This is a genomic window from Rathayibacter sp. VKM Ac-2804 (assembly GCF_009866655.1).
GTDB lineage: Bacteria > Actinomycetota > Actinomycetes > Actinomycetales > Microbacteriaceae > Rathayibacter.
The window spans coordinates 1857158-1880039 of record NZ_CP047420.1; the positions used below are offsets into that span (position 1 = coordinate 1857158).

Consider the following 22882-nt stretch of genomic DNA (forward strand, 5'->3'; position numbering starts at 1 on the left):
CACGTGACGACAGCCACGACGGCTGCGGCGACGGCGCCCACCCGGCGACCACGCGGCTCCGGAGGAGGACTCGGGCGCTATCTGCTCGTCCGCTTCCTGCTCATCATCCCGACCGTCTTCATCCTCGTGACGATGGTGTTCCTGCTCATGCGCTCGACGGGCGACCCGATCACCGCGGCGCTGGGCGGTCGGCTCACCGCCGACCAGCTGGCCGAGCGCGTGGCCGCCGCCGGCTACGACCGCCCGCTGATCGTGCAGTACCTCGAGTACCTCGGCAACCTGCTGCGCGGCGACTTCGGCACCACCCTGAGCGACAACCGCCCGGTCACCGAGGTGCTGGTCACCTACGGCGCCGCGACCGTCGAGCTCGCCTTCTACGCCCTGATCGTGGCGTTCCTCGTCGGCATCCCGCTGGGGATGCTCGCCGCCTACCACCGCGACCGCACGCCCGACGCGGTCCTGCGCATCTTCGCGATCCTCTGCTACGCGACCCCCGTCTTCTTCGCGGGGCTGCTGCTCAAGCTCGTCTTCTCGGTCTGGCTGAAGTGGTTCCCGGTCGCCGGTCGCGCGACGACGAACACCGAGCTCTCACTGCAGTTCCTCGAGAACAAGACCGGCATCTACCTGATCGACGCGATCCAGACCGGCGACCCCGCCGCCGTCGCCGACGTGCTCTCGCACGCCGTGCTGCCGGCCGTCGCGCTCGGCCTGCTGACCGCCGGCATCTTCCTCCGCCTCGTGCGCACCAACGTGATCGGCACCCTCGGCACCGACTACGTTGATGCCGCCCGCTCGCGCGGAGTGAGCGAGTTCCGCCTGGTCCGCACGCACGCGTACCGCCCGGCGCTCATCCCGATCATCACCGTCATCGGCCTGCAGATCGCCCTGCTGCTGGGCGGCGCGGTGCTCACCGAGACGACCTTCGAGTGGAAGGGCCTCGGCTTCCAGCTGGCCGAGTACCTCCAGGCGCGCGACTTCGTCGCCGTGCAGGGCATCGTCGCCCTGCTGGCCGTGATCGTGGCGCTGACCAACTTCATCGTCGACGTCATCGCGGCGCTCATCGACCCGCGAGTGAGGTACTGACCCATGAGCACCACCCCTCCGGCGCGCCCGCGCCGCCGCCTCATCGACCGGCTGCCGGTCGTCCACCAGCTCCGGCAGAGCGTGGGCCTGCAGCGCGGGATGCTCGTCACCGGTCTCGTGATCACCGGCGCGTTCCTCCTCGTCGCAGCCCTCGCCCCGCTGATCGCCCCCTACGGCTACTCGCAGCTGCGCACCGGCACCGAGTCGTTCGGCGCGCAGCAGCCGCCGAGTGCCGAGCACCTGCTCGGCACCACCGTCGGCGGCTACGACGTGCTCTCGCGCGTGATCTGGGGCGCGCAGACGGCGTTCCTCGTCATCGTGGTCGCCGTCGTGCTGTCGATCTTCCTCGGCGTCTTCCTCGGTCTCGTCTCCGGCTACCTCGGCGGCTGGCTCGACCGCGTACTCGTCGTGATCTGCGACGCGATCTACGCCTTCCCGACCCTGCTGCTCGCGATCGTGATGTCGATCGTGATCTCCGGCGGGCAGTCCAACCTCTGGTCGGGCATCTTCGCCGCCGCGGTCTCGATCACGGTCGTCTACATCCCGCAGTACTTCCGGGTGATCCGCGCCGAGACGGTGCGGATCAAGGGCGACGCCTTCGTCGAGTCGGCGAAGGTCATCGGAGCGTCGACCCCGCGGATCATGTTCAAGCACGTGCTGCGCAACGCCACCCGCACGCTGCCGCTGATCTTCACGCTCAACTCGTCCGAGGCGATCCTCACCCTCGCGGGACTGGGCTTCCTCGGCTTCGGCATCGAGCCGACCTCGGCCGCCGAGTGGGGCTACGACCTCAACAAGGCGCTGTCCGACGTGACCAGCGGCATCTGGTGGACCTCGGTCTTCCCGGGCCTGGCCATCGTCCTCGTCGTGCTCGGCATCACGCTGGTCGGCGAGAGCCTGAACGACCTCGCCGACCCGCGCCTGCGCGGTCGGCGCGCGGTGGCCGCCGGTTCCGGCGACGTCGCCGCGACGTCCGTCGTCCCGGGTGGCACCCTCCCCGCGGACGGCCTGGAGACGCCGGGACACGATCCCGTCGCCGGAGTGGAGAAGACCCGATGAGCGTCCAGCGACCCGCCGACGGCACCCGTTCCGCCGACTCGAGGCCGATCGTCGACATCCAGGACCTCGAGGTCGCCTTCGCGAGCGACCGCGGTGCGGTCCGCGCGGTCGCCGGCGTCAGCCTCCGGGTCGAGCGCGGCGAGGTGCTCGCCATCGTCGGCGAGTCCGGCAGCGGCAAGACCGTCACCGCCAAGTCGATCCTCGGGCTGCTGCCCGAGACGGCGACGGCCTCGGGCGTCATCCTGCTCTCGAAGAAGGACGGCAGCTCGTCGACCGACGTGGTCTCGGTGCCGAAGTCGCGCCTGCGCGAGCTCCGCGGCACCGACGTCGCCATGGTCTTCCAGGAGCCGGGCACCGCCCTGAACCCGGTCTTCACCGTCGGCTGGCAGATCGCGGAGGGCCTGCGCGCGCACGCCTCCGTCTCGCGCAAGGAGGCGCGTCAGCGCGCCATCGACGTGCTCCGCACCGTCGGCATCCCCGAGCCGGAGAAGCGGGTCGACTACTACCCGCACCAGTTCTCCGGCGGGCAGAAGCAGCGCGTCGTCATCGCGATGGCGCTCGTGCTCGACCCGGGGCTGATCGTCGCCGACGAGCCGACCACGGCCCTCGACGTGACCGTGCAGGCCGAGATCCTCGACCTGCTCCGCCGCTGCCGCGACGACTTCGGCACCTCGATCGTCCTGATCACCCACAACATGGGCGTCGTCGCCGACCTCGCCGATCGCGTCGCCGTGATGTACCAGGGCGAGCTGGTCGAGGAGGCGCCGGTCGCCGAGCTGTTCGCCGCGCCGAAGGCCGAGTACACCCGCACGCTGCTCGCCGCCGTGCCGCACGTGGGCCAGGGAGTCGCCCGGGCGAAGGAGCGCGCCATCGAGCGCGCCGGCGCCCCGGAGGCGGAGACGCTCGTCCTCGCCGAGGATCTGCGGATCCAGTACCCGGGCCGGCTCGGCCGCCCCGGCTTCGTCGCGGTCGACGGCGTCTCCTTCCGCATCCGTGCCGGGGAGGTGCTCGGCCTGGTCGGCGAGAGCGGCTCGGGGAAGACGACCATCGGCCGCGCGATCGCCGGGCTCACCCCCGTCACCGGCGGCTCATTGCGGGTGCTCGGCAAGGAGATGCGCGGCATCCGCGAGCGCGCCTTCCGCCCCGTCCGCGGCGACATCGGCTTCGTCTTCCAGGACCCGGCCTCGAGCTTCAACCCGCTGCTGACGATCGCCGAGTGCGTCGCCGAGCCGCTGATCGTGCACGGCCGAGCCCGCGACGCCGGCGCCGCCCGGAAGCGGGTCGACGAGCTGCTCGAGGCGGTGCAGCTGCCGCGCTCCTACGGCGACCGCTACCCGCACGAGCTCTCCGGCGGTCAGCGCCAGCGCGCCAGCCTGGCCCGCTCGCTCGCGCTCGAGCCGAAGCTGCTGATCGCCGACGAGCCGACCTCGGCGCTCGACGTCTCGGTGCAGGCGCGCGTGCTCGAGCTGTTCGCGGAGCTGCAGCGCGAGTTCGGCTTCGCCTCGCTCTTCATCAGCCACGACCTCGCCGTCGTCGACCTCCTCGCGGACCGGATCGCCGTGCTCTACCGCGGCGAGCTGGTCGAGGAGGGCACCGGCGAGGAGGTGCTGTCCGCGCCGAAGCACCGGTACACGCAGCGGCTGCTGGCCTCGCTGCCGGTGCCGGACCCGGGGGAGCAGGCCGAGCGCCGCGAGCTCCTGCGCAGCATCGTCGAGGCGGAGCGGACGGCGTGAGCCGAGCCGCCGCCTCGGCGCCCATCGTCGTCGACGACCTGAGCGTCGAGTACCCGCCGCGGGGGATCAGCGGGCGCTGGACCGCCCTGCGCGGGGTCAGCCTCCGCGTCGAGCCCGGCGAGGTGCTCGGGATCCTCGGCGGCAGCGGCTCCGGCAAGTCGACGCTGGCGCGCGTCCTCGGCGGCGAGGGTCTCGACGGCCCGGCCGGCGCCGGCGCGCGGACGCGGCCGGTGATCATCGGCGGCGAGGCCACCGTCTCCGGCCACCGCCTCCGCGGCATGCCCGCCCGCGAGGTCAAGCGGTTCACCTTCGACGTCGCGCACCTCGCTCAGGACGCCGGAGCGGTGCTGCGCCCGGAGCTGACCGTCTCCGAGCTCATCGCCGAGCCGATCTTCCTCCGCGACCGGCACTACGACCCGAAGAGCGCGGCGGTGCGCGTGGCGACGCTGCTCGACTCCGTGCACCTGCCGCTGTTCCTGCTCGACCGCTTCCCCTACGAGCTCTCCAGCGGTCAGCGGCAGCGCGTCGCGATCGCCCGCGCGCTCGTGCTCGGACCGAAGGTGCTGATCGCCGACGAGCCGACCTCGGGCATCGACGCGACCGTCCGCGAGTCGATCGTCGACCTGCTGACGGATCTCCGCCGGCAGGAGGGCTTCGCGGCGGTCGTCGTGAGCCACGACATCGACGTGCTCAGCCGGGCGACCGACCGGATCGCCGTGCTGGTCGAGGGCGAGGTGGTCGCCTACGGCCCGCTGCTCGAGGTTCTGACCGAGTCGCGGCACCCCTACGTCCGCGAGCTCGGCGCCGCGTTCGCGGAGTTCGAGCGCTTCGACGCCACCCGTGCCGCGCGCACGGCGCCCGCGGAGGACGCCGGATGAGCGCGCCGCGCGTCGCCGTCCTGCCCCGGCCGAAGCCGGTCTTCGCCGACGCGATCGAGGCGGGCGGCGGCACCGTCGTCGGCGTCGAGGAGGCCGAGGCGCTGCTCTGGCTCTCCTACGGACGCACCGACGAGCTCGCCGCGGTCCTGGCGGAGCATCCGGGCATCCGCTGGGTGCAGCTGCCCTGGGCGGGCGTCGACGTCTTCGCGCCCGTGCTCCGCAGCACCGGGCGTCGAGGCCTGCGCTGGACCAGCGCGAAGGGCGCCTACGCGGAACCGGTCGCCGAGCACGCCCTCGCCCTGACCCTCGCACTGCTGCGCTCGCTGCCCGAGCGCGCCCGGGCCGACTCCTGGGGAGCGAAGCGCGCCAGGACCCTGCACCGCGCGCGGGTCGTCGTCGTGGGCGCGGGCGGCATCGCTGTCGAGCTCCTGCGGCTGCTGAGTGTCTTCGACGCGCACGTCACCGTGGTGCGCCGGACCGACGCCGCCGTGGCCGGAGCCGACCGCACCGTCACCGCCGAGCAGCTGCCCGACGTGGTCGGCGACTCCGACGTCCTCGTGCTCGCGGCCGCCGCGACCGGCGGCACCGCCCGGCTGGTCGACGCCGAGCTGCTGCGGCGGCTGCCGGCCGAGGCCGTGCTGGTCAACGTCGCCCGGGGGAGCCTCGTCGACACCGACGCCCTCGTGACCGCCCTCGCGGAGGGGCGGCTCGCCGGCGCCGCGCTCGACGTGACGGATCCGGAGCCGCTGCCCGACGGGCATCCGCTCTGGAGCGAGCCGCGCTGCCTGATCACCCCGCACTCCGCCGACACCCCGGAGATGACGACGCCGCTGCTCGCCGCGCGGGTCCGCGCCAACGTCGCCGCGTTCGCCGCGGGCCGCGAGCTGCTCGGCGTCGTCGACCCGGCGCTCGGCTACTGATCCAGGATTTGGAGTTCGCGCAGACTTTGCTAAAGTAGTCACGCGCTGTTCGCCTCCGGGCGAGCGGATGATCCTCGATAGCTCAATTGGCAGAGCAATCGGCTGTTAACCGGTAGGTTCTTGGTTCGAGTCCAAGTCGGGGAGCGAAGGGCCTGGGACTCCACTCCTGGGCCCTTTTTCGTGCCCGCGAGTCGTTCCTCCGGGCCCGGTCTCCCTGCCGGGTTCCCGCGTCCCCACCGGTCCGCCGTGCTCTCTGCCACGACCCCGACCGGAGCCCCCATGCGCGACGACGTCCTCGACCTCCTCCGCCGCCGGCCCGACGTCGAGGCCCCCGATCTCGTCGCGGTCGACGCGAGCGACCGCCTCCTCCTCGACCTCGCCGCGGGGCACTCCCGGGTCGCCGTCGTCGGCGACGCCTTCGGAGCGCTGACGCTGGCCCTCGCCGCCGACGGCGTGGCGGTCTCCTCCGCCCAGGACTCGATCGTCGCGGAGCGCGCCCTCGCGGCCAATGCCGAGACGGTGCGCGCCACCGGCATCGAGCTCGCGCCCTTCACGATCGCCGACTCGATCGCCCAGGCGGTCGAGGGCGCCGAGATCGTGCTGCTGCGTCTTCCGCGCTCGCTCGACGCCCTGGCCGCCGTCGCGGCCGAGGTCGCACTCGCGAACCCCGCCGCGCAGCTCATCGGCGCCGGCCGGATCAAGCACATGTCGCTCGGCATGAACGAGGTGCTGGCACGCCGCTACGACAGGATCGACGTCAGCCTCGCGCGGCAGAAGTCGCGGGCGCTGCTCGCGAGCGAGGCGAAGGCGGACCAGCCCGCCGCCGCCGTCGCGGAGCGCCGCCGTCTCGTCGACCTCGGGCTCGAGGTCGTGGCGCTGCCGGGCGTCTTCGCCGGCGCGAAGCTCGACCTCGGCACGCGCGCGCTGCTCGCCGCGCTCGACCCGGCCGCCCTGCCCGGGGGAGTCGCGGTCGACCTCGGCTGCGGCTCCGGAGTCCTCGCCGCGTCGCTGGCTCTCGCCCGGCCGGACCTCGACGTCCTCGCCACCGACAGCTCCCGCTCGGCCGTCGAGTCCGCCGGCCTGACCGCCGAGGCGAACGGCCTGGGGGAGCGCATCCGGCTGCTCCGCGACGACAACGCCTCCACGCTCGCCGACGGATCGGTCGACGTGGTGCTCTGCAACCCGCCGTTCCACTCCGACGGCGCGGTGACCGACCTCGTCGCGCGCCGGATGATCCAGGCCGCCGGCCGCATCCTCCGGCCCGGCGGGGAGCTCTGGACGGTCTTCAACTCGCACCTCGCGCACCCCGCCGAGCTGCGCCGTTCCGTCGGGCCGACCAAGATCATCGAGCGCAGCGCGAAGTTCACCGTCGCGCGGAGCCGCCGCGAGGGCTGACCGCGAGCCCGCGTCGCCCGGGCGACCGCAAGCCCCCGTCGCGCCTCCGGCTCCGACGCCCGCTCCCGGGTACCATCGCTCTCCGGCGTCCCCCGCGCCGTTCCCTGATGCCCCGGAGGCCGTCGTGCTCGAAGTCGTCCTCGTCCTCGCCCTGATCGTCGCGGCGGCGGCGATCGTGCTGTGGCGCCGCTCCGCCGCCGCCGAGCGCCGCGCGCTCGACAGCCGGGCCGAGGGGGCGGCGCGCGCCGTCGCCCTCGAGCTGTCCGTCCGGGAGCAGGAGGCGCGGCTGCGCATCGTCGGCGAGCTCGAGCAGCTCGCCGTCCGCGCCGCGTCGAAGGTGGTGGAGGAGGCCGAGAGCGTGCGGCTCACGATCGACCGCGACCCCGCCGCGGCCTCGCGCTCCGCGGGTCGGGCCGTCAGCGCCGCCGAGGCGTCGCTCGCCCAGCTGCGCCGCATCGCGACGGTCGCCGCGGTCGATCCGCGCGAGCTGCCCGCGGCAGGCGGGACGGCCTCCCTGATCGGGAGCGCCCGGGAGCGCGGCCTGGTCGTGCAGGAGGAGACCTTCGGCGAGCCGTTCCCGCTCCAGGACGGCGCGGACGTCGCCGTGATGCGCGTGCTCGAGTACGCCTTCGACGAGGCCCTCGAGTCCGGCGGCACCGGCACCGAGCTGCGGATCACCTCGCGCTGGACCGCCACCGGCCTGCGCGTCGAGGTCGACGACGACCGCGAGCGCCACGCCGGCGCCGAGTCCGACGCGAGCGCCGTCGATGCGGATCTGCACGCCCTCACCGACCGCATCGACAGCCCCGCGCTCTCGGAGCTGCGCGAGCGGGCCGGCCTCTTCGGCGGCGACGTCGTCGAGAAGCGCACGCCCGGTGTCGGGCGCAGCGTCACCGCGTCCTTCCCGACCGTCCGCCACCACAACGGCGTGCACGGCGTCGACCTGGCCTAGGGCCTGCCTCGCCGCTCGGGCTCGGTCCTGCCCCGGCTCAGCTCTTCGCCGACTCAGTCCTCGAGGTGCTCGACACCCGGGGTCCAGGAGACGCCGGGCACGCCCCAGCCGCGCTTGCGGGTGATCTTCGCGACGGGCTTGGCGTACTCGTGCTCGAGGCGGTCCGTGTAGAGGACGCCGTCGAGGTGGTCGAACTCGTGCTGGAAGACGCGGGCGAACCAGCCCTCCGCCTCGATCTCGAACGGCGTGCCGTCGAGGTCGACCGCGCGCAGGATCGCGCGCTCGGAGCGCCGCAGCGGGAAGCGCTCGCCGGGGAAGGACAGGCAGCCCTCGGACTCGGTGTCCTCGTCGGCCTCGCCGAGCGGCGTCGGCGTGACGAAGAGCTCGGGGTTGATCGCGACGCCGCGGCGGGGCGTGCCGTCGTCGGCCTCGTAGTCGTAGACGAAGAGCCGCAGCGGCACGCCGACCTGCGGTCCGGCCAGGCCGACGCCGGGCGCCGTGTCCATGGTCTCGAACATGTCCGCGACGAGCGTGCGGAGCGCGTCGTCGAACTCGGTGACGGGGGCGGCGGGGGAGTGCAGGACGGGGTCGCCGGCGATGCGGATGGGGAGGACGGCCATGGGGATCAGGGTATCGCGGGCCCTGCGGACGGCCGTCCTGATCGTCATCCGCTCGTTAGCCGAGGTCCCCCGTGCGTCGGAGGATGCGCGGATCGATCGTGGGTAGGGTCGTGCCCATGCCCACTGACCTCGCCGACCTTCTGAACGACCCGGCGAAGTTCATCGGCATCCCGATCGCTCTGGTCGGGGCGGTCTTCCTCTCCCTCGGCGCTCAGTTCCAGCACCGCGGAGTCGTCAAGGTCGAGCGGTTCTCCAAGCGCTCCGGCTCGAGCGGGCTGAGCGGTGGGCAGCTGTTCGCGCTGCTCTCGCGGCCGTCCTGGGTGATCGGCACGCTGATGCTGGCGCTCGCGATCGTCTTCCAGCTCACCAGCCTCGGCTTCTCGCCGCTGATCGTCGTCCAGCCGCTCGGCGCCGTCGCCCTCGTCATCACGGCGATCGTCAACGCCCGGGTGAGCAAGGTCCGGCTGAACGCGTCCTCGATCCGGGCGATCATGCTCTGCGTCGGCGGCGTCGGGGTCTTCGTGCTGGTGGCCGCCTTCAACGCGGTCGACGAGTCGATCCGGACGTCGCAGCTGATCACGATCCTGGTGATCCTCGCGGTCGTGATGACGATCTTCGTCATCGCCTTCCGCGTCTTCCGCAAGAAGGCCCGGGCCATCTTCTACATCCTCGGCGCCGGCGTCGTCTACGGCTTCGTCGCCACCCTCGCCAAGGTCGTCCTCAACCGGATCAAGTTCGGCGAGTTCGACCCGCTGACCGTCGTCTGCATCGTGGCGCTCCTGGCCGCGACCGCGCTCGGCGGCTACTTCGTGCAGAACGCCTACGCGTCCGGGCCGCCCGACCTCGTCGTCGCCGGTCTCACCGTCGTCGACCCGCTCGTCGCCGTGGCGATCGGCATCATCGTCCTCGGCGAGGCGCAGTACGCCGCGCCGTGGGCGATCCCGCTCTTCATCGCGGCGGGAGTGGTCGCCATCTGGGGCGTCTTCCTCCTCGCGAAGCACCACCCGCAGGCCCGCTGAGCCGCCCGACGCGAGGCGCCGCAATCCCCGGATCCGGCGCTCTCCGCGCCTACACTGGGACCGCTTCGAGACGCCGTGCACCCGCCCGAACCCACGCCGATCGCTCCTTCCTCCGAGCGACACGACATCGTTAGGACCCACTCCGTGTCAGATCCCCGCGACGCGTCACGACCCGAGTCGTCGACCGGTGAGCCCGCCCCGGCTGACGCCGCCCGCCGCCCGCTGACCGTCGTGATCGGCTGCGACACCTTCGCCCCCGACGTCAACGGAGCCGCCAAGTTCGCCGAGCGCCTCGCCGCCGGCCTTCAGGCGCGCGGCCACGAGGTGCACGTCGTCGCGCCGTCGGCCGACGGCTGGAGCGGCACCCGCGTCGAGAGCCACGAGGGTCAGCGGATCATCGTGCACCGTCTCTTCAGCCTCCGCTGGTACCCGCACGACTGGCTGCGCTTCGCGCTGCCCTTCCGCATCCGCCAGAACAGCGCGCGGATCCTCGACGAGGTGAAGCCCGACGTCGTGCACTTCCAGTCGCACGTCATCGTCGGCCGCGGTCTGGGCCAGGAGGCGGCGAAGCGCGGCATCCGCATCATCGGCACGAACCACTTCATGCCGGAGAACATGCTCGAGTTCACGCTGCTGCCCAAGGCCGCCCAGGCGAAGGCCGTGGCGATGGCGTGGCGGGCCGCCCGCCGCACCTTCGGCCGCGCCGAGGCCGTGACCACGCCGACCCGCAAGGCCGCGCAGTTCCTCGAGAAGTACACCGGTCTGCAGGGCGTGCACGCCATCTCCTGCGGCATCGACGCCGACAACTACACGCCCGACTTCACCCCGCGCACCGCCAACCGCATCCTCTTCGTGGGGCGCGTCACCGGCGAGAAGCACATCGACGTCCTCCTCCGCGCGGTAGCGCTGCTCGATCCCTCGCTCGACGCGCAGCTCGAGATCGTCGGCGGCGGCGACCAGATGCGCAATCTGCAGCAGCTCGCCACCACCCTCGGCATCGCCGACCGCGTCCACTTCGCCGGCTACGTCTCCGACGCCGAGCTGAAGCAGGCGTACAGCCGCGCCACCGTCTTCGCGATGCCCTCCATCGCCGAGCTGCAGAGCATCGCGACCATGGAGGCGATGGCCTCGGCCCTCCCCGTGGTCGCCGCCGACGCGATGGCCCTCCCGCACCTCGTCCACGAGGGCGAGAACGGCCACCTCTTCGAGCCCGGCAACGCGCAGGCCCTCGCCGACGGCCTCACCGACGTCCTGACGGCCGACCCCGAGCGCCTCGAGGCCCTCAAGCGCAGCTCGCTCCGCATCGTCGCCGCCCACGACATCAACCGCACGATCAGCACTTTCGAGAGCCTGTATCGTGGGGAGCCGGTGGCCGATCCGGCCGCCGACGCAGCGTCCGCTCCGGCAGGCCGAGCCGCCTCCTGACGGTCCGTCCCGCTCCCTCGGGTGCCGCGGGGCGTTAGCTCAGCCGGTCAGAGCAGCGGACTCATAATCCGTCGGTCACGGGTTCAAGTCCCGTACGCCCTACTCAAGTAATCCGCTGGACAGCGGCTGTTTCTCGGAATGGGCCGGTGGCGCCACGCGGCGCTCGTGGAGCAGACATGGAGCAGAGCGCGGCAGACGCCGCGCGGCACGAGCGCTCGACCGGGCGTCCCGGAGGCGCCGCAGCCGGTACACGAGCATCGGCTCGGCGGCGAGCGCCGCGGGGTCCTCGAGCACTCGGGCGAGGCGCTGGTAGCAGCGTGCCGGGCTGCCGAACGCTCGACGGATCTCGTCCTCGTCGCCGGCGCCGAGGCCGTAGTCGCGCGCGAACTCGAGGACGTCGAGGTCGCTCACGCGCGCCGGCCTCCGCGGCCGCGGCGGTCGGCCTCCGCTGCGACCTCGGCGTCGTAGCGGTAGCGGCCAGTCTCCGGGTCGATCATCACCCGCCCGTTCTTCCATGCGAGCAGCCACGGCGCTTCCTCGCCGGCGTCGCGGTACGCCTGCACGGACGAGTCGACGTAGCCGCGCGGGCGGTGCGGATGGTTCGGATCGAAGGCGATTCCCATCCGAAGATCCTCCGCCCGACCACCGACATCAGCGCTCTGTCCAGCTCCACGCGAGGAACGCCTCCGCGGCGTCGCGCAGGGTGTCGCCGCCGCCGACGACCCACTCGTCGCGGCGAGTGACGCAGACGTAGGTCGGGAGGCCCTGGTAGTCGACGAGGCGGATCCAGCCGAGGTGCTCGCGCTTGTCGCCCACCCACCACTCGTTCGGGAGTACCGACCGCCGAACCATGCTCATCGGAGTCCAGTGGTGCGACATGTGGCCACAGTGGACGTGACCACCGACAGACGCTGCTCTCGGGTAGAGCCACTACGGGTAATAGATCGACCACTCATCTTCTGGAAGCTCTTGCAAGTCGTCGAGTACGCGGACGACCCATCCGCGCGCAGTGCGCTCCTCGATCTCTCCACGACGGATCTCTGGGCTCCAGCCGTCCCGAGTGTTCACGTATCGCACGAAGCGCATGTGTTGGCCGGGCAGGGGGCTCGCTGGTCCACCTCGTGACATGTCTCAACCGTGCCGCGTCCCGATGGAGGCGCATAGGGGATTGCGTCTTAGCGCCACCGCTCGATAGCCGCCGCTAGCTCTTTCAGCGCGAGCCTCGGGGGAGATCGTCGCGTTGCATCGCTTCGAGGTCTGCGACGTCCGCGTACTCGAGGAAGTCGAGCGGCGGCACGTCGGTCATCTCATCGTTCCAGGACGGCCGGGCCGGCTGCATGCGACGGGTCTCGCGCTCGATGTGGGCGATAGCCTCGGCGTCATCGGGCTCCTCGACCTCGCTGCTGTCGACCGGCACGGACCAGAGCTGACTTGCCGGTCCGATCAGGAGGTGCGCGTCGGCCCGACCGCCGCCCTCGGTCAGGACGGGGATCTGGATGACGTCCGACTTCCCGACGTCTGCGAGGGCCCGCGCATAACGCAGGACCGCCTTACAGGTAAGGTCGCCGACCAGTATGTGCCCGCTGGAGTAGTGCAGCTTTCTCATGCTCCCAGCCTCGCAACGGTTCCCCGGCGTCCTCCACAGGCTTGCCAACCACAGCAGACCTTGATATTCAGCCGCTGCAATCAGCGAATCGCGCGCCACGTCCACCGCTCTAGGCTGAGCGGACCACCCAGAGAACGGATGACGATGGACTACGCCCCGACGATGCTCGAGCGCACCAAGGACGCCCTGCACCTGCTCCACGGCGACACCTCGCGCCTGCACTTCACCGACTTCCCCGACTACGCGAACATCGGCGACTCCGCCATCGCGCAGGGCCAGTACCGCTACTGGCACTGGCGGAAGCTCGACATCCTCTCGACGTCGTCCTTCCACACGATGCCGCCGCGGCTCTACTCCGCCACCGACCCCGTCTACATCAACGGCGGCGGCAACTTCGGCGGCCTCTACAAGGAGCACAGCGAGCACCGCTACAGCCTCGCCGAGCGCCTGCCCGCCGAGACCCTCCTCATCCAGGGCCCCCAGTCGATCCACTGGGCATCCCCGGCAGATCGCGACGAGTTCCTCCGCCGCATGGCACCGCGGAAGCAGCTGCGCATCGCGGTCCGCGACCACGCCTCCTACGACGACCTCAAGGACGATGTCGAGGGGCTCGTCCTCTCGCCCGACGCGGTGCACATGCTCGGCCGCGTGCCCGCACCCGAGCCGACGCAGAAGGAGGTCCGGCTCATCCGCCGCGACCCCGAGTCCGCCGGCGGCCTCGGCGAGGGCATCGACTGGCCGAAGGACCAGCCCGTCACCCGCGCGAGCGCATGGCTCACCCACCGGACGAAGGAGCTGCCGTTCCTCCGCTCCGCGATCCCCACCGCCAACGGGCTCTGGGAGCCCCGATCACGCCGCCGACTGGCGACCGGGCTCGCGCTCCTCGCCCAGGGCGAGACCGTCGTCACCGACCGCCTCCACGGCATGCTCATCGCGCTGCAGCTCGGCCGGCCCGTGAAGGTCCGCGACAACAAGATCGGGAAGCTGCACAAGTACGTCGACACCTGGCTCGCCGACACCGACGCCGACATCACCTGGATCTGAGCCAACGACGAAGCGCCCCCTCGCCGCTCCCGAAGGAGTAGCGAGGGGGCATTCGTGCGTAGTGCGGCGGGTCAGGCGACGGCGGAGCCGGGGAGGACTGTCGGCCACGTCTGGGCCGGGTTGACCTCCCACGAGATCTCCTGCTGCTGCGATCCGTGCGCGACTCGGGCCGCGCTGGTCAGGCCGCCGCCGCCCGAGGATGCGGAGACGAAGCCGAGGTAGGGCGTCGCCGAGCTCCACAGGGTGACTCGCGCGTCGACCGCGGGCCGGAAGCCGGCGAGCGACGCTGTGGGGATGATGGTCGATCCGGTCGCCGCGGAGCCGTTCAGCCCCGCGAAGACGATGGTCGCGCGGCGGCCGCGGCGCACGAGGCGGATGAAGCCGTTCGCGTCCAGGGTCCAGCCGTTCCCGAGGAGGGTCGAGATGTCCCGCCATCCGGTGCCGTCGGCGATGCGATTGAACTCGGTCTTGATCTCAGTGAGGATCGCGATGAGGTCGTCGCCGACCTTGCCCTCGTAGGTGAGCGCCATTGGTGGTGTCCTTTCACTGCCAGAGGTCGTAGGCGACGCGGAGGTCCGCGCCGGCGGCGGGCGCCGCATCGAAGGTGATGGTGAGCGTCCCGTCGGCGAGGTCGACGAAGTGCGGTCGCGCCGCGGCCGACGACATCGCGGTCAGGTTGATCGCGCGCGCAGTCTTGAACGGCAGCCCGGATGCGACGGTGAAGACGACCTTGCTGCCATCTGCGCCGGTGAGGGTGGTGCGGTCGGCGACGCGGGTGCGCCACTCGTTCCCGTCCGCGCCGATCCCGACGTTGATGCCGGGCTCGGGGCCGGACCAGGCCGACCCGACCGCCTTCGTCCACGGCGTGGTGACCCGGCGGCCCACATTGTTCGCGAGGAGCATCCGCGAGCGTTCGCCGGTGCCGGCGTCGTGGATGATCGACCGCCACCGCTTCGTCGTCGACGGGCCGTAGAGCATGTTCCCGACGACGGACAGGTCGAGGATCTTGCCGGTACCGCTCATCGCGAGGAAGCTGCGCGCGTTGTCGACGATCGCGCTGTTCTGGAAGACGTTGTTCGCCTCGATGAGGATGTTCCGCGCGGTCGAGGTGCCGTCGGCGATGATGACGATCTGGTCGCCGATGACGCCCTCGAGCTGGTTGCGGATGATGTGGACGCCGCCGATCGTCTTCGACGAGTCGAGCTTGAGCGTGATCAGCGAGCCCGGGGTGGGGACGCCGTTCTGCCCGGTCCACATGTGCAGGTCGCCGACGAGGATGTTGCCGGTGCCGAGCGTCGACGATCCGATGGGCTGGATCATCATGCAGGCTCCGTCGGGGCCGGGCTGGCGGAGCTGGCCGTGCGAGAACTTGTTGTCGGGCTCGTGCGTGACGCGGATACACGAGCCGGTGTTGTTCTGCGCGACGGTGGAGAAGCCGTGGAAGGAGCCGTTCTGCCCCTCCACCTCGAGACCGATCAGCCGGCCCCAGTAGATGAGGCAGTGGTCGATCATCCACCGGCGCCCCGAGGTGAGGACGGTGTAGTCGGCGAGGTCGCGGCCGTCGACGAACAGGTCGACCATCGACGCCGACGTGTTCGTCGCGAGCGAGGACGTCGGGTCCGCGCCGAGCTCGATCAGCCGCGTCATGGCGGCGCCGGCGCGGATGACCGAGCAGCGCACGATGGCGTCTGTCGGGTCCGCGTACGGGATGCCCGTGCCGCGCAGCGTCACGCCGCCCGGGACGGGCAGAGTGGTGCCGTCGATGCGGTAGACGCCCGGCGGGAAGAAGACCTCTCCGCCGGTCGCGCCGATCAGGACCATCGCCCGGTTGAAAGCCGCCGTGTTGTCGGTCACGCCGTCTCCGACGCCGCCGACCTGCGGGTCGGTGAAGACGAGCCGGCCGCCGAACTGCTGCACGAGCAGCCGGGCAGACTTCGAGTTCGGCGTAGCGAGGATGAGCGAGATCCCGGTGTCGTCGGGAGCGAGCCCCTCGGGCAGGAGCGACTCGTCGAGCTTCCCGGTTTCCGGGTCGACGACGGGCATCTTCACTTCGACGGGCGTGTCCTTCGTGCTCGTCTGCACGACGGTCGGCGTGACGTACCGCGGGAGTGCCGCCTGCGGTTCGCGGAAGGTCCAGGACACGTCTGCCGTCGAGGTGTCGCTGACGAGTCCCTTCCCCTGCACGAGCTCGAGCTCGGAGGCCTTGAGGGCCCCGACTCGTGCCGCAGCGGCATCGACGACCTGCGGGTTCCCGGAGACCACCTGCTCGGCGATCGGCAGGACGCGATCGTCGATCGCGCGCTGCGTGCGAGTGCCCTCGGTCCCGATCAGGATCGAGGCGCTCACGTCGCCCATGACCTTGATCTCGCCGACGGGGACCATCTCTGCTTTCACTGGCGGACTCCGTTCTTGTAGTAGGTCGCCGTCAGGAGGTCGATGTAGGCGGGGTAGATCTTGTCCGGCTCGCCGAGCCCGACAGCGATCACGCCAGGCGGCGCCGGCGCGAGGAGCAGGTCGCCGATCCGGCCGCCAGTGCGGGGGACGCGCAGCTTCCACGGGAGCCGCTCGTACGGGGACGCCTGACCGGCCTCGAGGTAGCTGATCTCGGGCGTGTACCAGACCTCCGGCGAGACGGTCATGGTCGGGTAGAGGGCCGTCTTGAACGCCCCGTCTGCCGCGACGACTGCCTCGATGGGCACCTTCGAGAACAGGCGCCCCTCGTCGACGCCGGGGCCCGAGGGAGCGAACCGAAGCCGGACCTGGCGACCGGCGAGCGAGACGAGACGGAAGTCGGTGAGCATGCCCCACACGTCGACCGTGCCCTTGATGGTCGGGCTCGGGTCCGCCTTGAGTGGCGTCTCCTCGGTGATGATGTTCGACGACTTCCGGCCGGCGGTCGAGGACCAGGCGACCACGTAGACGCTGTACTCCTCGCCGGGCGTGAGGCCGGTGAGCTCGTAGGCACGCACCGTCGGGCTGACCTTGCGGACCACCGTCGGACCCGACATCACGTCGTAGCCTTCGGCGCCGGCGGAGGCGGTCCAGGAGATCTTCGCCGAGGTGGGGGTGATCGATCCGAGCGTGAGCACGGGAGCGGGCAGCTCTCCGCTCGGGGTCTCCGAGCCGATCGTGACGCTGCGCGAATTAGACCCGGTCCGCACCCCATCCGAGTCGACCGCGAACACCTGGTAGATGTACTGGTTGCCGTTCTCGACGGATGAGTCGCGGAACGTGGTCGCCAGGAGCGCCTTCCCTACCCTGCCCCCGGGCGTGCGCTCGACGTCGTACTTGACGATCGACCCCTCGGGATCGGAGGATGCCTCCCACGTGAGGGTGGCCGAGAAGGTGGTGACCGTGGGCTGCGCGAGGGTGAAGTCGAGCGGCGCCCGGTTCGTCGGCGCCTGGATCTCGGCGTTGTCGTAGACGGCCTTGAGGTACTCGCGAGTCTGCTCGGGAGCCTGGGCGAGGAACCACGACTTCGGCTTGTTCTGCAGCGTGTTGTCGACGCCCCACTGGGCGCCGCTGGACGGCTGCTGCGAGGACTGCGGCGCCTCCGACAGGACGGAGTCCTTCTGCCAGAGGAAGTCGAACGATCCGACCGTCCCGATCACGACGAGGCGGGTCGCGGTGCAGCCGGTGGGTCCGCCGTTCAGGGCGTTCGGGTTCACCCGCCCGGACCCGTCCAGGGTCCAGCCGACGGCGTCCTCGGGCAGCGGGTAGACGATGTTCGTCGCCCGGGTGCCGACGACGAGGACGTCCTCGAAGTGGTATCCGGTGAGCGCTCCGGTTGACTGGATCGCGGCGTTCGTGGAGCCGTAGATGATCGAGCGGACCCACTTGAAGTTGGACATCAGCGAGTTGCCCGACACCTGGCAGGAGTCGGTGTGCGAGGGCTTCTTGCGCTGCTCCTCCGTCTTCGGCGTCTCGTGGAACGCCGGGGCGACGTGAAGGCCCTTCATCAGGATTCCGGAGATGCTGGCGTTCGCGCCGGAGCGGATCGCGGCGACGTCCATGTTGTTGTTGACGTACCGCTTGAGCGTCGAGTCCGGGATGGACAGGTTGCAGAGCTCGACGCCCGAGGTCGGCTTGTTGTCGCTGGACTGGATGCCCCAGTACCAGAGCTCGCCCATGTTGAAGATGGCGCCCTCGGTCATGTCCGAGAGGAGGATGCCGCGGTTCACGCCCAGCGCGTAGTTGGTCGCGTTGAACTCGATGCCGCCGAAGGCGACGCCAGGCATCCGGATGCGCACGGACTTCGAGAAGGTGCAGGAGCCCCACTCGTCCCTGCTGATGACGAGCGCGCGGCGCTTGCGGCCGGTGCGCCCGTAGTCGATCCAGATGTCCGAGCCCGCGCCGGCGCCGTCGGGCGCAGCGGTGCCGGGGAGCATCCAGACGACGACGCCGGCGTCCCACTCGGCGTCGGTGAAGCTCTTGAGCGCGTCGACGACCGCGGTCGGGGTGAATGCGACGGTCTTCTGACGCGAGGCGGGGAAGGTGAGAGCCTCGGCACGGGTTGGCGTGCGCTCGGGCCAGAGGTCGACAGCGGGGCCGTACTTGGCCGGGGTGGGTCCGGGCATGGAAATGCTCCTCAGAGGGCGTCAGGCGCCCGTCTGCCGGGCGTGCGAAGGCCCCGGCCGGGAGTGGCGGGGGCCGGGTGGAGCTCGAGCGGGGTGGGACTACTTGGCGAGGTGGTCGGGGCCGTCGTCGACGGTCTCGACGGAGGTGAGCGAGGGTCCGTGTCCGCTGATGGGTGCGGAGACGACGGAGGTGAGGTAGCTGATGAGGATGCCGCCGCCGAAGACGCCGAGGAGGGTCGGGTAGTCGAGGGCGAAGGCGTTGATGACCTGGGCGTCGGCGTTGTCGACGGTGCCGGCGATGAGGCCGGTGGTGATGGTGACGACGACGAACTGGGCGCCGGACTTGAGGGCGCGCTCGGAGGCGGCGATCCAGAAGGCGAGGGTGAACATGGCTACTCCTTGAGTGGGGTGGTGGGCGCGGAGATCCCGCTGCCGGGGAGGACGGATTCGAGGCGCGGCCAGCGCTCGATGTCATCGGGGTCGACGCCGCGGAGGATGAGCTCGCGCCGCATGGCGGTCGCGTGCTCTTCCAGGCGGCGGCGGTTGCGCGCCTCGGCTTCCGCGCGCTCGTACTCTCGGTCGCGCTGCGCGACGAGGTCGTTCTTCCGCTTCGACTCCTTCGCGGAGACGCCGGTCTTGATGAGGGTGATGATGGACACGAGCTCGCGGAAGAAGACGCCGATGCCGCCGGCACCGATGACGGCGACGATCAGGGCGACGATGTTGACGCTCTCGACTACGGGTGCTGCTGTGTGCACTGCGCTCCCCCTACTCGGTGCGCGGTGCGACGTTCTGCGTTCGCCTCCGCAGCGCCTCGGCCACGCGCGACTGGAAGTCGAGGTGCGTCGGGTCGGAAGCGAAGATCTGCAGCTCGACGTAGCGGCGGATCATCACGAGCATCGCCACGAACACGAGGGTCGTCGCGACGGCCGCGGTGATGGACGTGAACGCGGTGCGGCCGAGAATCACGAGGTAGATCAGAATCCCGAACACCGCCGCGGGAGCCGCGGGAACTTCCAGCACCCAGTAGCGAGTGAGCCGGCCGATGAAGCCCACCCCACCGCCGATGAGCAGCAGCAGGGACCAGACGCCGATCAGCCACTCCCAGCCCGCGAGCTCGACCTGCACGGTCGTCGGGGTGAAGAACAGCGCGTAGACGCCGCCCGCGACGATCGCGAGGTAGATGACCATGTCGATGATCCGGATGAACGACTCGAGGCGCCGACGCTTCTCGTCGGGGATCGGGTAGCGGTCCACGCTCAGGCGATCCAGGAGCGCTCGAGCGCGCCGAACTCGACCTCGCGAAACTGGCCCCGCTCGGTCGACCAGCCGAGGCGGGGGTCGGCGTCCGTCTTGAGGAACTCCTCGACCGGGATGCCGTGCATGTTGAGGACGCGCTCGAAGTCGTCTTCGTTCAGGCTGCGGACGGGCTCGTCGAGCGCGTAGACGCCGATGCCCCTGGTCTTGTCGTCGGCGCAGCCCTTCACGAACTGCTTGCCGATGAAGTGGGTGCGGCCGGTCTTCTCCCGCAGGAACTGTCGCATGGTGTCCTCGTTCTCGTCGATCGGTGCCGGCGGGGCCGGCGGGGTGGTGGGTGGCGTGGCGGGCGCGGGCGGCGGGACGACGATCGGGCCGTCGCCGGGGATGATCGAGCCGCCGTGGTCGTAGGACCAGCCCTCGAGCTTCTGGCCCGGGAAGCGGCGGAGGTACGCCTGCCCGTCGATGAAGCCGAGGGCGGTCATGCCGGGGATCCGGTCGGTGACGCTGCTCGAGGCCATGAAGAGCAGCCCGCCGCCGACGTGGTAGGCGACGTGCCCCCAGTCGACGCGGTGGCCGTCCTCGGTGCCCCAGACGCCTGACATCCAGACCCAGTTGCCGCCGGGGCCGAGGCCGGGGCCCTGGATGCGGGACGCCTTCCGTGCGGAGGTCGCGTGGGGGAAGCTGCGGACGTAGCCGGGTGTCAGAACGTTGGTGAGGTTCCAGGCGGCGGCCTCGCACTTCCCGGACCAGTTGCGGCGGGCGTTGAGGAAGCTCGGCGCGACAGCGATGATGTGCTGGCGGGTGGGCATCTACTTCCCCCCGTTCGGCTGCGCGGGCTCGGTGGTGTCGGGCTCGGGGGTGGTGTCGCTCATCGCGAGCTCCTCTCGTGTCAGGCGGCTCGGAAGAGGCGCCCGGTGGGATTGATCTGCAGGTCGCCCGAGCCGCGGTCGGTGCGGGTGAGGCGGCCGTCGGCGCCGAGGCCGACGTTCCCGGCGCCGTTGACGCTGCGGGTGAAGCGGCCGTCTGCGCCGACGGTGAGGTTCCCGCCGCCCGGGTCGCCGGGGTCGTTGGGGTTCTCCGTGGGTGGGTCGCCGCCGCCGCCGTCGCCGGTGTCGGGCCAGTCGCCCGCGAGCGCTGCGCGGATGGCGGGGTCCGGGTCCTGGATGCCGGGTGAGCCGCCCTGCCAGATGGAGTCGTTGAAGCCGTAGGTGGTGTGGGAGTGGGGCCCGGACCAGGCGGAGCCGTGGAAGTCGGCGGCGGTGGCGGCGTAGCCGACGACGTCGCCGGGCTCGAGGTGCTGCCCGACGGCGACGGTGATGCCCCACAGGTGGGCCCAGGCGGCGCGCTTGTCGGAGCCGTCGATGCGGATGCCGACGACGGGGCCGAGGCCGCCGGTGCTGCTGACGATGTAGACGACGCCGGGTGCCCAGACGGGGATCGCCTGGCGACCGGAGGCGCTGATGTCGAGTCCGCGGTGTCCGATGCCGGGGGTGTAGAACGGGCCCGGCTCGCCGAAGGGGGTCGTAAAGCGGGCCGGGTTGTAGAAGGCGCGCCAGTCGGCGGTGGGCATCAGCTGTCCGGCAGGTTGTGGACGAAGACGTCGCCGCCCTTGAGCTCGATCCACGCGCCGGCGCTGCCGTCGGGTCCGACGATCTCGATGCTGTCTTCGCTCATCCCGATGACGCCGCCGCCGCCGCTGATGATCAGGCCGCGCTCGTTGAGCTGGATGACGCTTGACCAGGCGCGGATCTCCATCGGGACGCCGAACGCGAAGACCTTGCCGACGCCGTCCTGGTAGTAGAGCTGCATCGAGTGGCCGTTGTCGCCGGCGTCCGAGGCGACGACGCGGCCGCCGCCTTGCACGCGCATGCGTCCGGTGACGTCGACCTGGCCCTTGAGCTGGACAGGGCCCTCCCAGTCGATCGAGCCGTCGCCGCGCAGGGTGCCGGTGACCTCGATGGTTCCGTAGACCTTCTGGGAGCCCTTGCCGGCGTTCTCGCCCTCGGCTTCTCCGACGATGAGGCCCTCGTCGGAGAGGATGCGCAGGGCGCCGTTGGTGACGGAGGAGAAGCCGATCGGCGCCTGGGTGACGAGGCGCTCGAGCTTCTCGAGGCGGCGCAGCAGTTCGGACTTGTCGAGGTCGTCGTACTGCATCAGGGCCTCCATGGCTGGACGGACAGGGGCACTGCGGAGGTGAGGTCGCAGGAGTAGCCGATGACGTACTGCGGGTACCAGCCGCGGGCGATGAGGTGGTCGCCGCCGGTGTAGACGCGGATCACGCTCCCGATGCGGATCGACTCGAGGAGGGTGTTCTTGATGCGGACGCCGGAGGGCTCGTCGCGGACGTCGAGCTCGTACTCGCCGCGGGCGGTGTACTGCCACTGCTCGGTCGGCTCGCGCTGCCAGCGCAGGTCGGACATCGCGTGCCCGCGGAGGTGGTCGACGTCGTCGATCTCGGGGTAGGACTCGGAGCGGTCGCGGATCATCGACGTCCTGCCCGGGAGGCTGTTCGCGAAGGCGACTCGTTTGTCGGCCTCGGAGCCCTTCCCGAAGGCGACCGAGCCGGTGCGCAGCTGCTGTGCGTTGAGGCGGTAGACGACGTCGGTGAGGGGCACGTTCGGCGCGTCGAGGTTGAAGTCGAGGGCGCTCGAGGGGAGGGTCGGCGTGCCGCAGCGGACGACCCACTCGACGTTGGACGCGCCGGCCTGGTCGTAGACGGTCCAGCGCGGCTCGAAGTCGATGTCGGGGCCGTCGCTGGTGCTCTGCAGCTCTGTGAGCGCGCGTTCCGCGGTCCACCCCTCGTAGTACCACCAGGTGCGGGAGACGACGCCAGGGCCGTCCTCGGGGAGCACGAGGGGCAGGTTCCAGTTCGCGGTGCGCCCGGAGGTGGCCGCGGCGAGCAGCGCGCGGGCGGCGCCGGCGAAGCTGCGGTCCTTCACCTCAAGGGTGCCGGCGCGGTAGTTGCCCTCGTCGACGGGGTAGAGGAAGCGGTTCTTGAGGAAGTCGCGCACGCACGAGGTGCGGATCGTGAACGTCTTCGACGTGCGCACCCACGGGTCGATGGTGTGGATGTAGCCGGCGTACTTCACCGTCCCCTCCCAGGAGGAGACGAAGATGCGGTCCCAGAGCGGCAGCACGAGCGCCCGCCAGGGCACGTCGGAGTCCGGCTTGATCGTGAAGGAGTGCGTCCCTGTGGAGACCCCGTTGATGACCCGGTTGAACGAGGACGCGGAGACCTCTTCGGTGACCTCGGCGAGGTAGCGGCCGGAGTGACCGTCGCAGATGAAGTGCCGCCAAGCCATCCAGGCCTC

The 22882-nt window shown here is 71.1% G+C and carries 25 protein-coding genes and 2 tRNA genes; 12 read left to right on the forward strand and 15 right to left on the reverse strand.

Features of this window, described 5'->3' with window-relative positions:
• The first annotated feature begins 3 nt into the window (after positions 1–3).
• The 8 genes from GTU73_RS08660 (at position 4) to GTU73_RS08695 (ending at position 8020) form a co-directional block, all read left to right on the forward strand.
• A complete protein-coding gene (locus tag GTU73_RS08660) occupies positions 4–1083 on the forward strand; it encodes an ABC transporter permease (protein WP_123445640.1) in 1080 nt (359 codons plus the stop codon).
• A gap of 3 nt (positions 1084–1086) precedes the next feature.
• Entirely contained in the window at positions 1087–2142 is a 1056-nt protein-coding gene (locus GTU73_RS08665; RefSeq protein WP_160088667.1) for an ABC transporter permease, read from the forward strand.
• Positions 2139–3875, forward strand: coding sequence for an ABC transporter ATP-binding protein (locus GTU73_RS08670; RefSeq protein WP_160088669.1), 1737 nt, complete (start codon positions 2139–2141; stop codon positions 3873–3875). Before GTU73_RS08665 ends, GTU73_RS08670 begins: the two co-directional genes overlap by 4 nt.
• On the forward strand, positions 3872–4753 hold the full coding sequence (locus GTU73_RS08675; RefSeq protein WP_244231825.1) for an ATP-binding cassette domain-containing protein: 882 nt from the start codon (positions 3872–3874) through the stop codon (positions 4751–4753). Before GTU73_RS08670 ends, GTU73_RS08675 begins: the two co-directional genes overlap by 4 nt.
• A complete protein-coding gene (locus GTU73_RS08680; RefSeq protein WP_160088671.1) occupies positions 4750–5673 on the forward strand; it encodes an NAD(P)-dependent oxidoreductase in 924 nt (307 codons plus the stop codon). Before GTU73_RS08675 ends, GTU73_RS08680 begins: the two co-directional genes overlap by 4 nt.
• 71 nt (positions 5674–5744) lie before the next feature.
• A tRNA-Asn gene (locus GTU73_RS08685) sits at positions 5745–5817 on the forward strand.
• 135 nt (positions 5818–5952) lie between these two features.
• Positions 5953–7068, forward strand: coding sequence for a methyltransferase (locus GTU73_RS08690; protein WP_160088673.1), 1116 nt, complete (start codon positions 5953–5955; stop codon positions 7066–7068).
• 124 nt (positions 7069–7192) lie between these two features.
• Positions 7193–8020, forward strand: a complete 828-nt coding sequence (locus GTU73_RS08695) for a hypothetical protein (protein ID WP_160088675.1) — start codon at positions 7193–7195, stop codon at positions 8018–8020.
• A gap of 53 nt (positions 8021–8073) precedes the next feature.
• Here the strand turns inward: GTU73_RS08695 and def are convergent, their stop codons facing one another.
• Entirely contained in the window at positions 8074–8640 is a 567-nt protein-coding gene (def, locus tag GTU73_RS08700; protein WP_127886296.1) for a peptide deformylase, read from the reverse strand.
• Between the two features lie 116 nt (positions 8641–8756).
• On the opposite strand from def, the gene GTU73_RS08705 reads away from it, so the two are divergent.
• From GTU73_RS08705 to GTU73_RS08715, 3 genes are all read left to right on the forward strand, one after another.
• On the forward strand, positions 8757–9659 hold the full coding sequence (locus GTU73_RS08705) for a DMT family transporter (protein ID WP_160088679.1): 903 nt from the start codon (positions 8757–8759) through the stop codon (positions 9657–9659).
• 234 nt (positions 9660–9893) lie between these two features.
• On the forward strand, positions 9894–11084 hold the full coding sequence (locus GTU73_RS08710) for a glycosyltransferase (RefSeq protein ID WP_160091292.1): 1191 nt from the start codon (positions 9894–9896) through the stop codon (positions 11082–11084).
• A gap of 28 nt (positions 11085–11112) precedes the next feature.
• Positions 11113–11186 (forward strand) — tRNA-Ile (locus GTU73_RS08715).
• Here GTU73_RS08715 and GTU73_RS08720 read toward each other — a convergent pair.
• The 4 genes from GTU73_RS08720 to GTU73_RS08730 form a co-directional block, all read right to left on the reverse strand.
• Positions 11184–11495: a DUF3263 domain-containing protein gene (locus GTU73_RS08720; RefSeq protein ID WP_244231826.1), complete on the reverse strand. Its 312-nt coding sequence runs from the start codon at positions 11493–11495 to the stop codon at positions 11184–11186. The genes GTU73_RS08715 and GTU73_RS08720 overlap by 3 nt on opposite strands.
• Complete coding sequence (locus GTU73_RS19280) at positions 11492–11707, reverse strand: hypothetical protein (protein WP_244231827.1); 216 nt, start codon at positions 11705–11707, stop codon at positions 11492–11494. Before GTU73_RS19280 ends, GTU73_RS08720 begins: the two co-directional genes overlap by 4 nt.
• Positions 11708–11735: 28 nt before the next feature.
• A complete protein-coding gene (locus tag GTU73_RS08725) occupies positions 11736–11900 on the reverse strand; it encodes a hypothetical protein (RefSeq protein ID WP_160088683.1) in 165 nt (54 codons plus the stop codon).
• A 394-nt stretch (positions 11901–12294) separates the two neighbouring features.
• Positions 12295–12690, reverse strand: coding sequence for a hypothetical protein (locus tag GTU73_RS08730; protein WP_160088685.1), 396 nt, complete (start codon positions 12688–12690; stop codon positions 12295–12297).
• 144 nt (positions 12691–12834) lie between these two features.
• On the opposite strand from GTU73_RS08730, the gene GTU73_RS08735 reads away from it, so the two are divergent.
• Positions 12835–13734 carry a polysaccharide pyruvyl transferase family protein gene (locus GTU73_RS08735; protein ID WP_160088687.1) on the forward strand — a complete coding sequence of 300 codons (900 nt, stop codon included), beginning with the start codon at positions 12835–12837 and terminating at the stop codon, positions 13732–13734.
• A gap of 71 nt (positions 13735–13805) precedes the next feature.
• On the opposite strand, the gene GTU73_RS08740 is transcribed toward GTU73_RS08735, so the two are convergent.
• From GTU73_RS08740 to GTU73_RS08785, 10 genes are all read right to left on the reverse strand, one after another.
• The gene (locus GTU73_RS08740) at positions 13806–14264 is read right to left on the reverse strand and encodes a hypothetical protein (protein ID WP_160088689.1); all 459 of its coding nucleotides are present in this window, start codon (positions 14262–14264) and stop codon (positions 13806–13808) included.
• Between the two features lie 13 nt (positions 14265–14277).
• On the reverse strand, positions 14278–16128 hold the full coding sequence (locus GTU73_RS08745) for a glycosyl hydrolase family 28-related protein (RefSeq protein WP_160088691.1): 1851 nt from the start codon (positions 16126–16128) through the stop codon (positions 14278–14280).
• On the reverse strand, positions 16125–18311 hold the full coding sequence (locus GTU73_RS08750) for a fibronectin type III domain-containing protein (RefSeq protein WP_160088693.1): 2187 nt from the start codon (positions 18309–18311) through the stop codon (positions 16125–16127). The genes GTU73_RS08745 and GTU73_RS08750 overlap by 4 nt, the downstream gene beginning before the upstream one ends.
• Positions 18312–18410: 99 nt before the next feature.
• The gene (locus GTU73_RS08755) at positions 18411–18701 is read right to left on the reverse strand and encodes a holin (protein WP_160088695.1); all 291 of its coding nucleotides are present in this window, start codon (positions 18699–18701) and stop codon (positions 18411–18413) included.
• A gap of 2 nt (positions 18702–18703) precedes the next feature.
• Positions 18704–19069, reverse strand: a complete 366-nt coding sequence (locus GTU73_RS08760) for a hypothetical protein (protein WP_160088697.1) — start codon at positions 19067–19069, stop codon at positions 18704–18706.
• Between the two features lie 10 nt (positions 19070–19079).
• On the reverse strand, positions 19080–19568 hold the full coding sequence (locus tag GTU73_RS08765) for a hypothetical protein (protein ID WP_160088699.1): 489 nt from the start codon (positions 19566–19568) through the stop codon (positions 19080–19082).
• Between the two features lie 2 nt (positions 19569–19570).
• Complete coding sequence (locus tag GTU73_RS08770; protein WP_160088701.1) at positions 19571–20380, reverse strand: hypothetical protein; 810 nt, start codon at positions 20378–20380, stop codon at positions 19571–19573.
• An 80-nt stretch (positions 20381–20460) separates the two neighbouring features.
• Positions 20461–21141 (reverse strand): peptidoglycan DD-metalloendopeptidase family protein, encoded by a 681-nt coding sequence (locus GTU73_RS08775; RefSeq protein WP_160088703.1) that lies wholly within the window; start codon positions 21139–21141, stop codon positions 20461–20463.
• Entirely contained in the window at positions 21141–21725 is a 585-nt protein-coding gene (locus tag GTU73_RS08780; protein WP_160088705.1) for a hypothetical protein, read from the reverse strand. The genes GTU73_RS08775 and GTU73_RS08780 overlap by 1 nt, the downstream gene beginning before the upstream one ends.
• The gene (locus GTU73_RS08785; RefSeq protein ID WP_160088707.1) at positions 21725–22873 is read right to left on the reverse strand and encodes a hypothetical protein; all 1149 of its coding nucleotides are present in this window, start codon (positions 22871–22873) and stop codon (positions 21725–21727) included. Before GTU73_RS08785 ends, GTU73_RS08780 begins: the two co-directional genes overlap by 1 nt.
• Between the last annotated feature and the right edge of the window lie 9 nt (positions 22874–22882).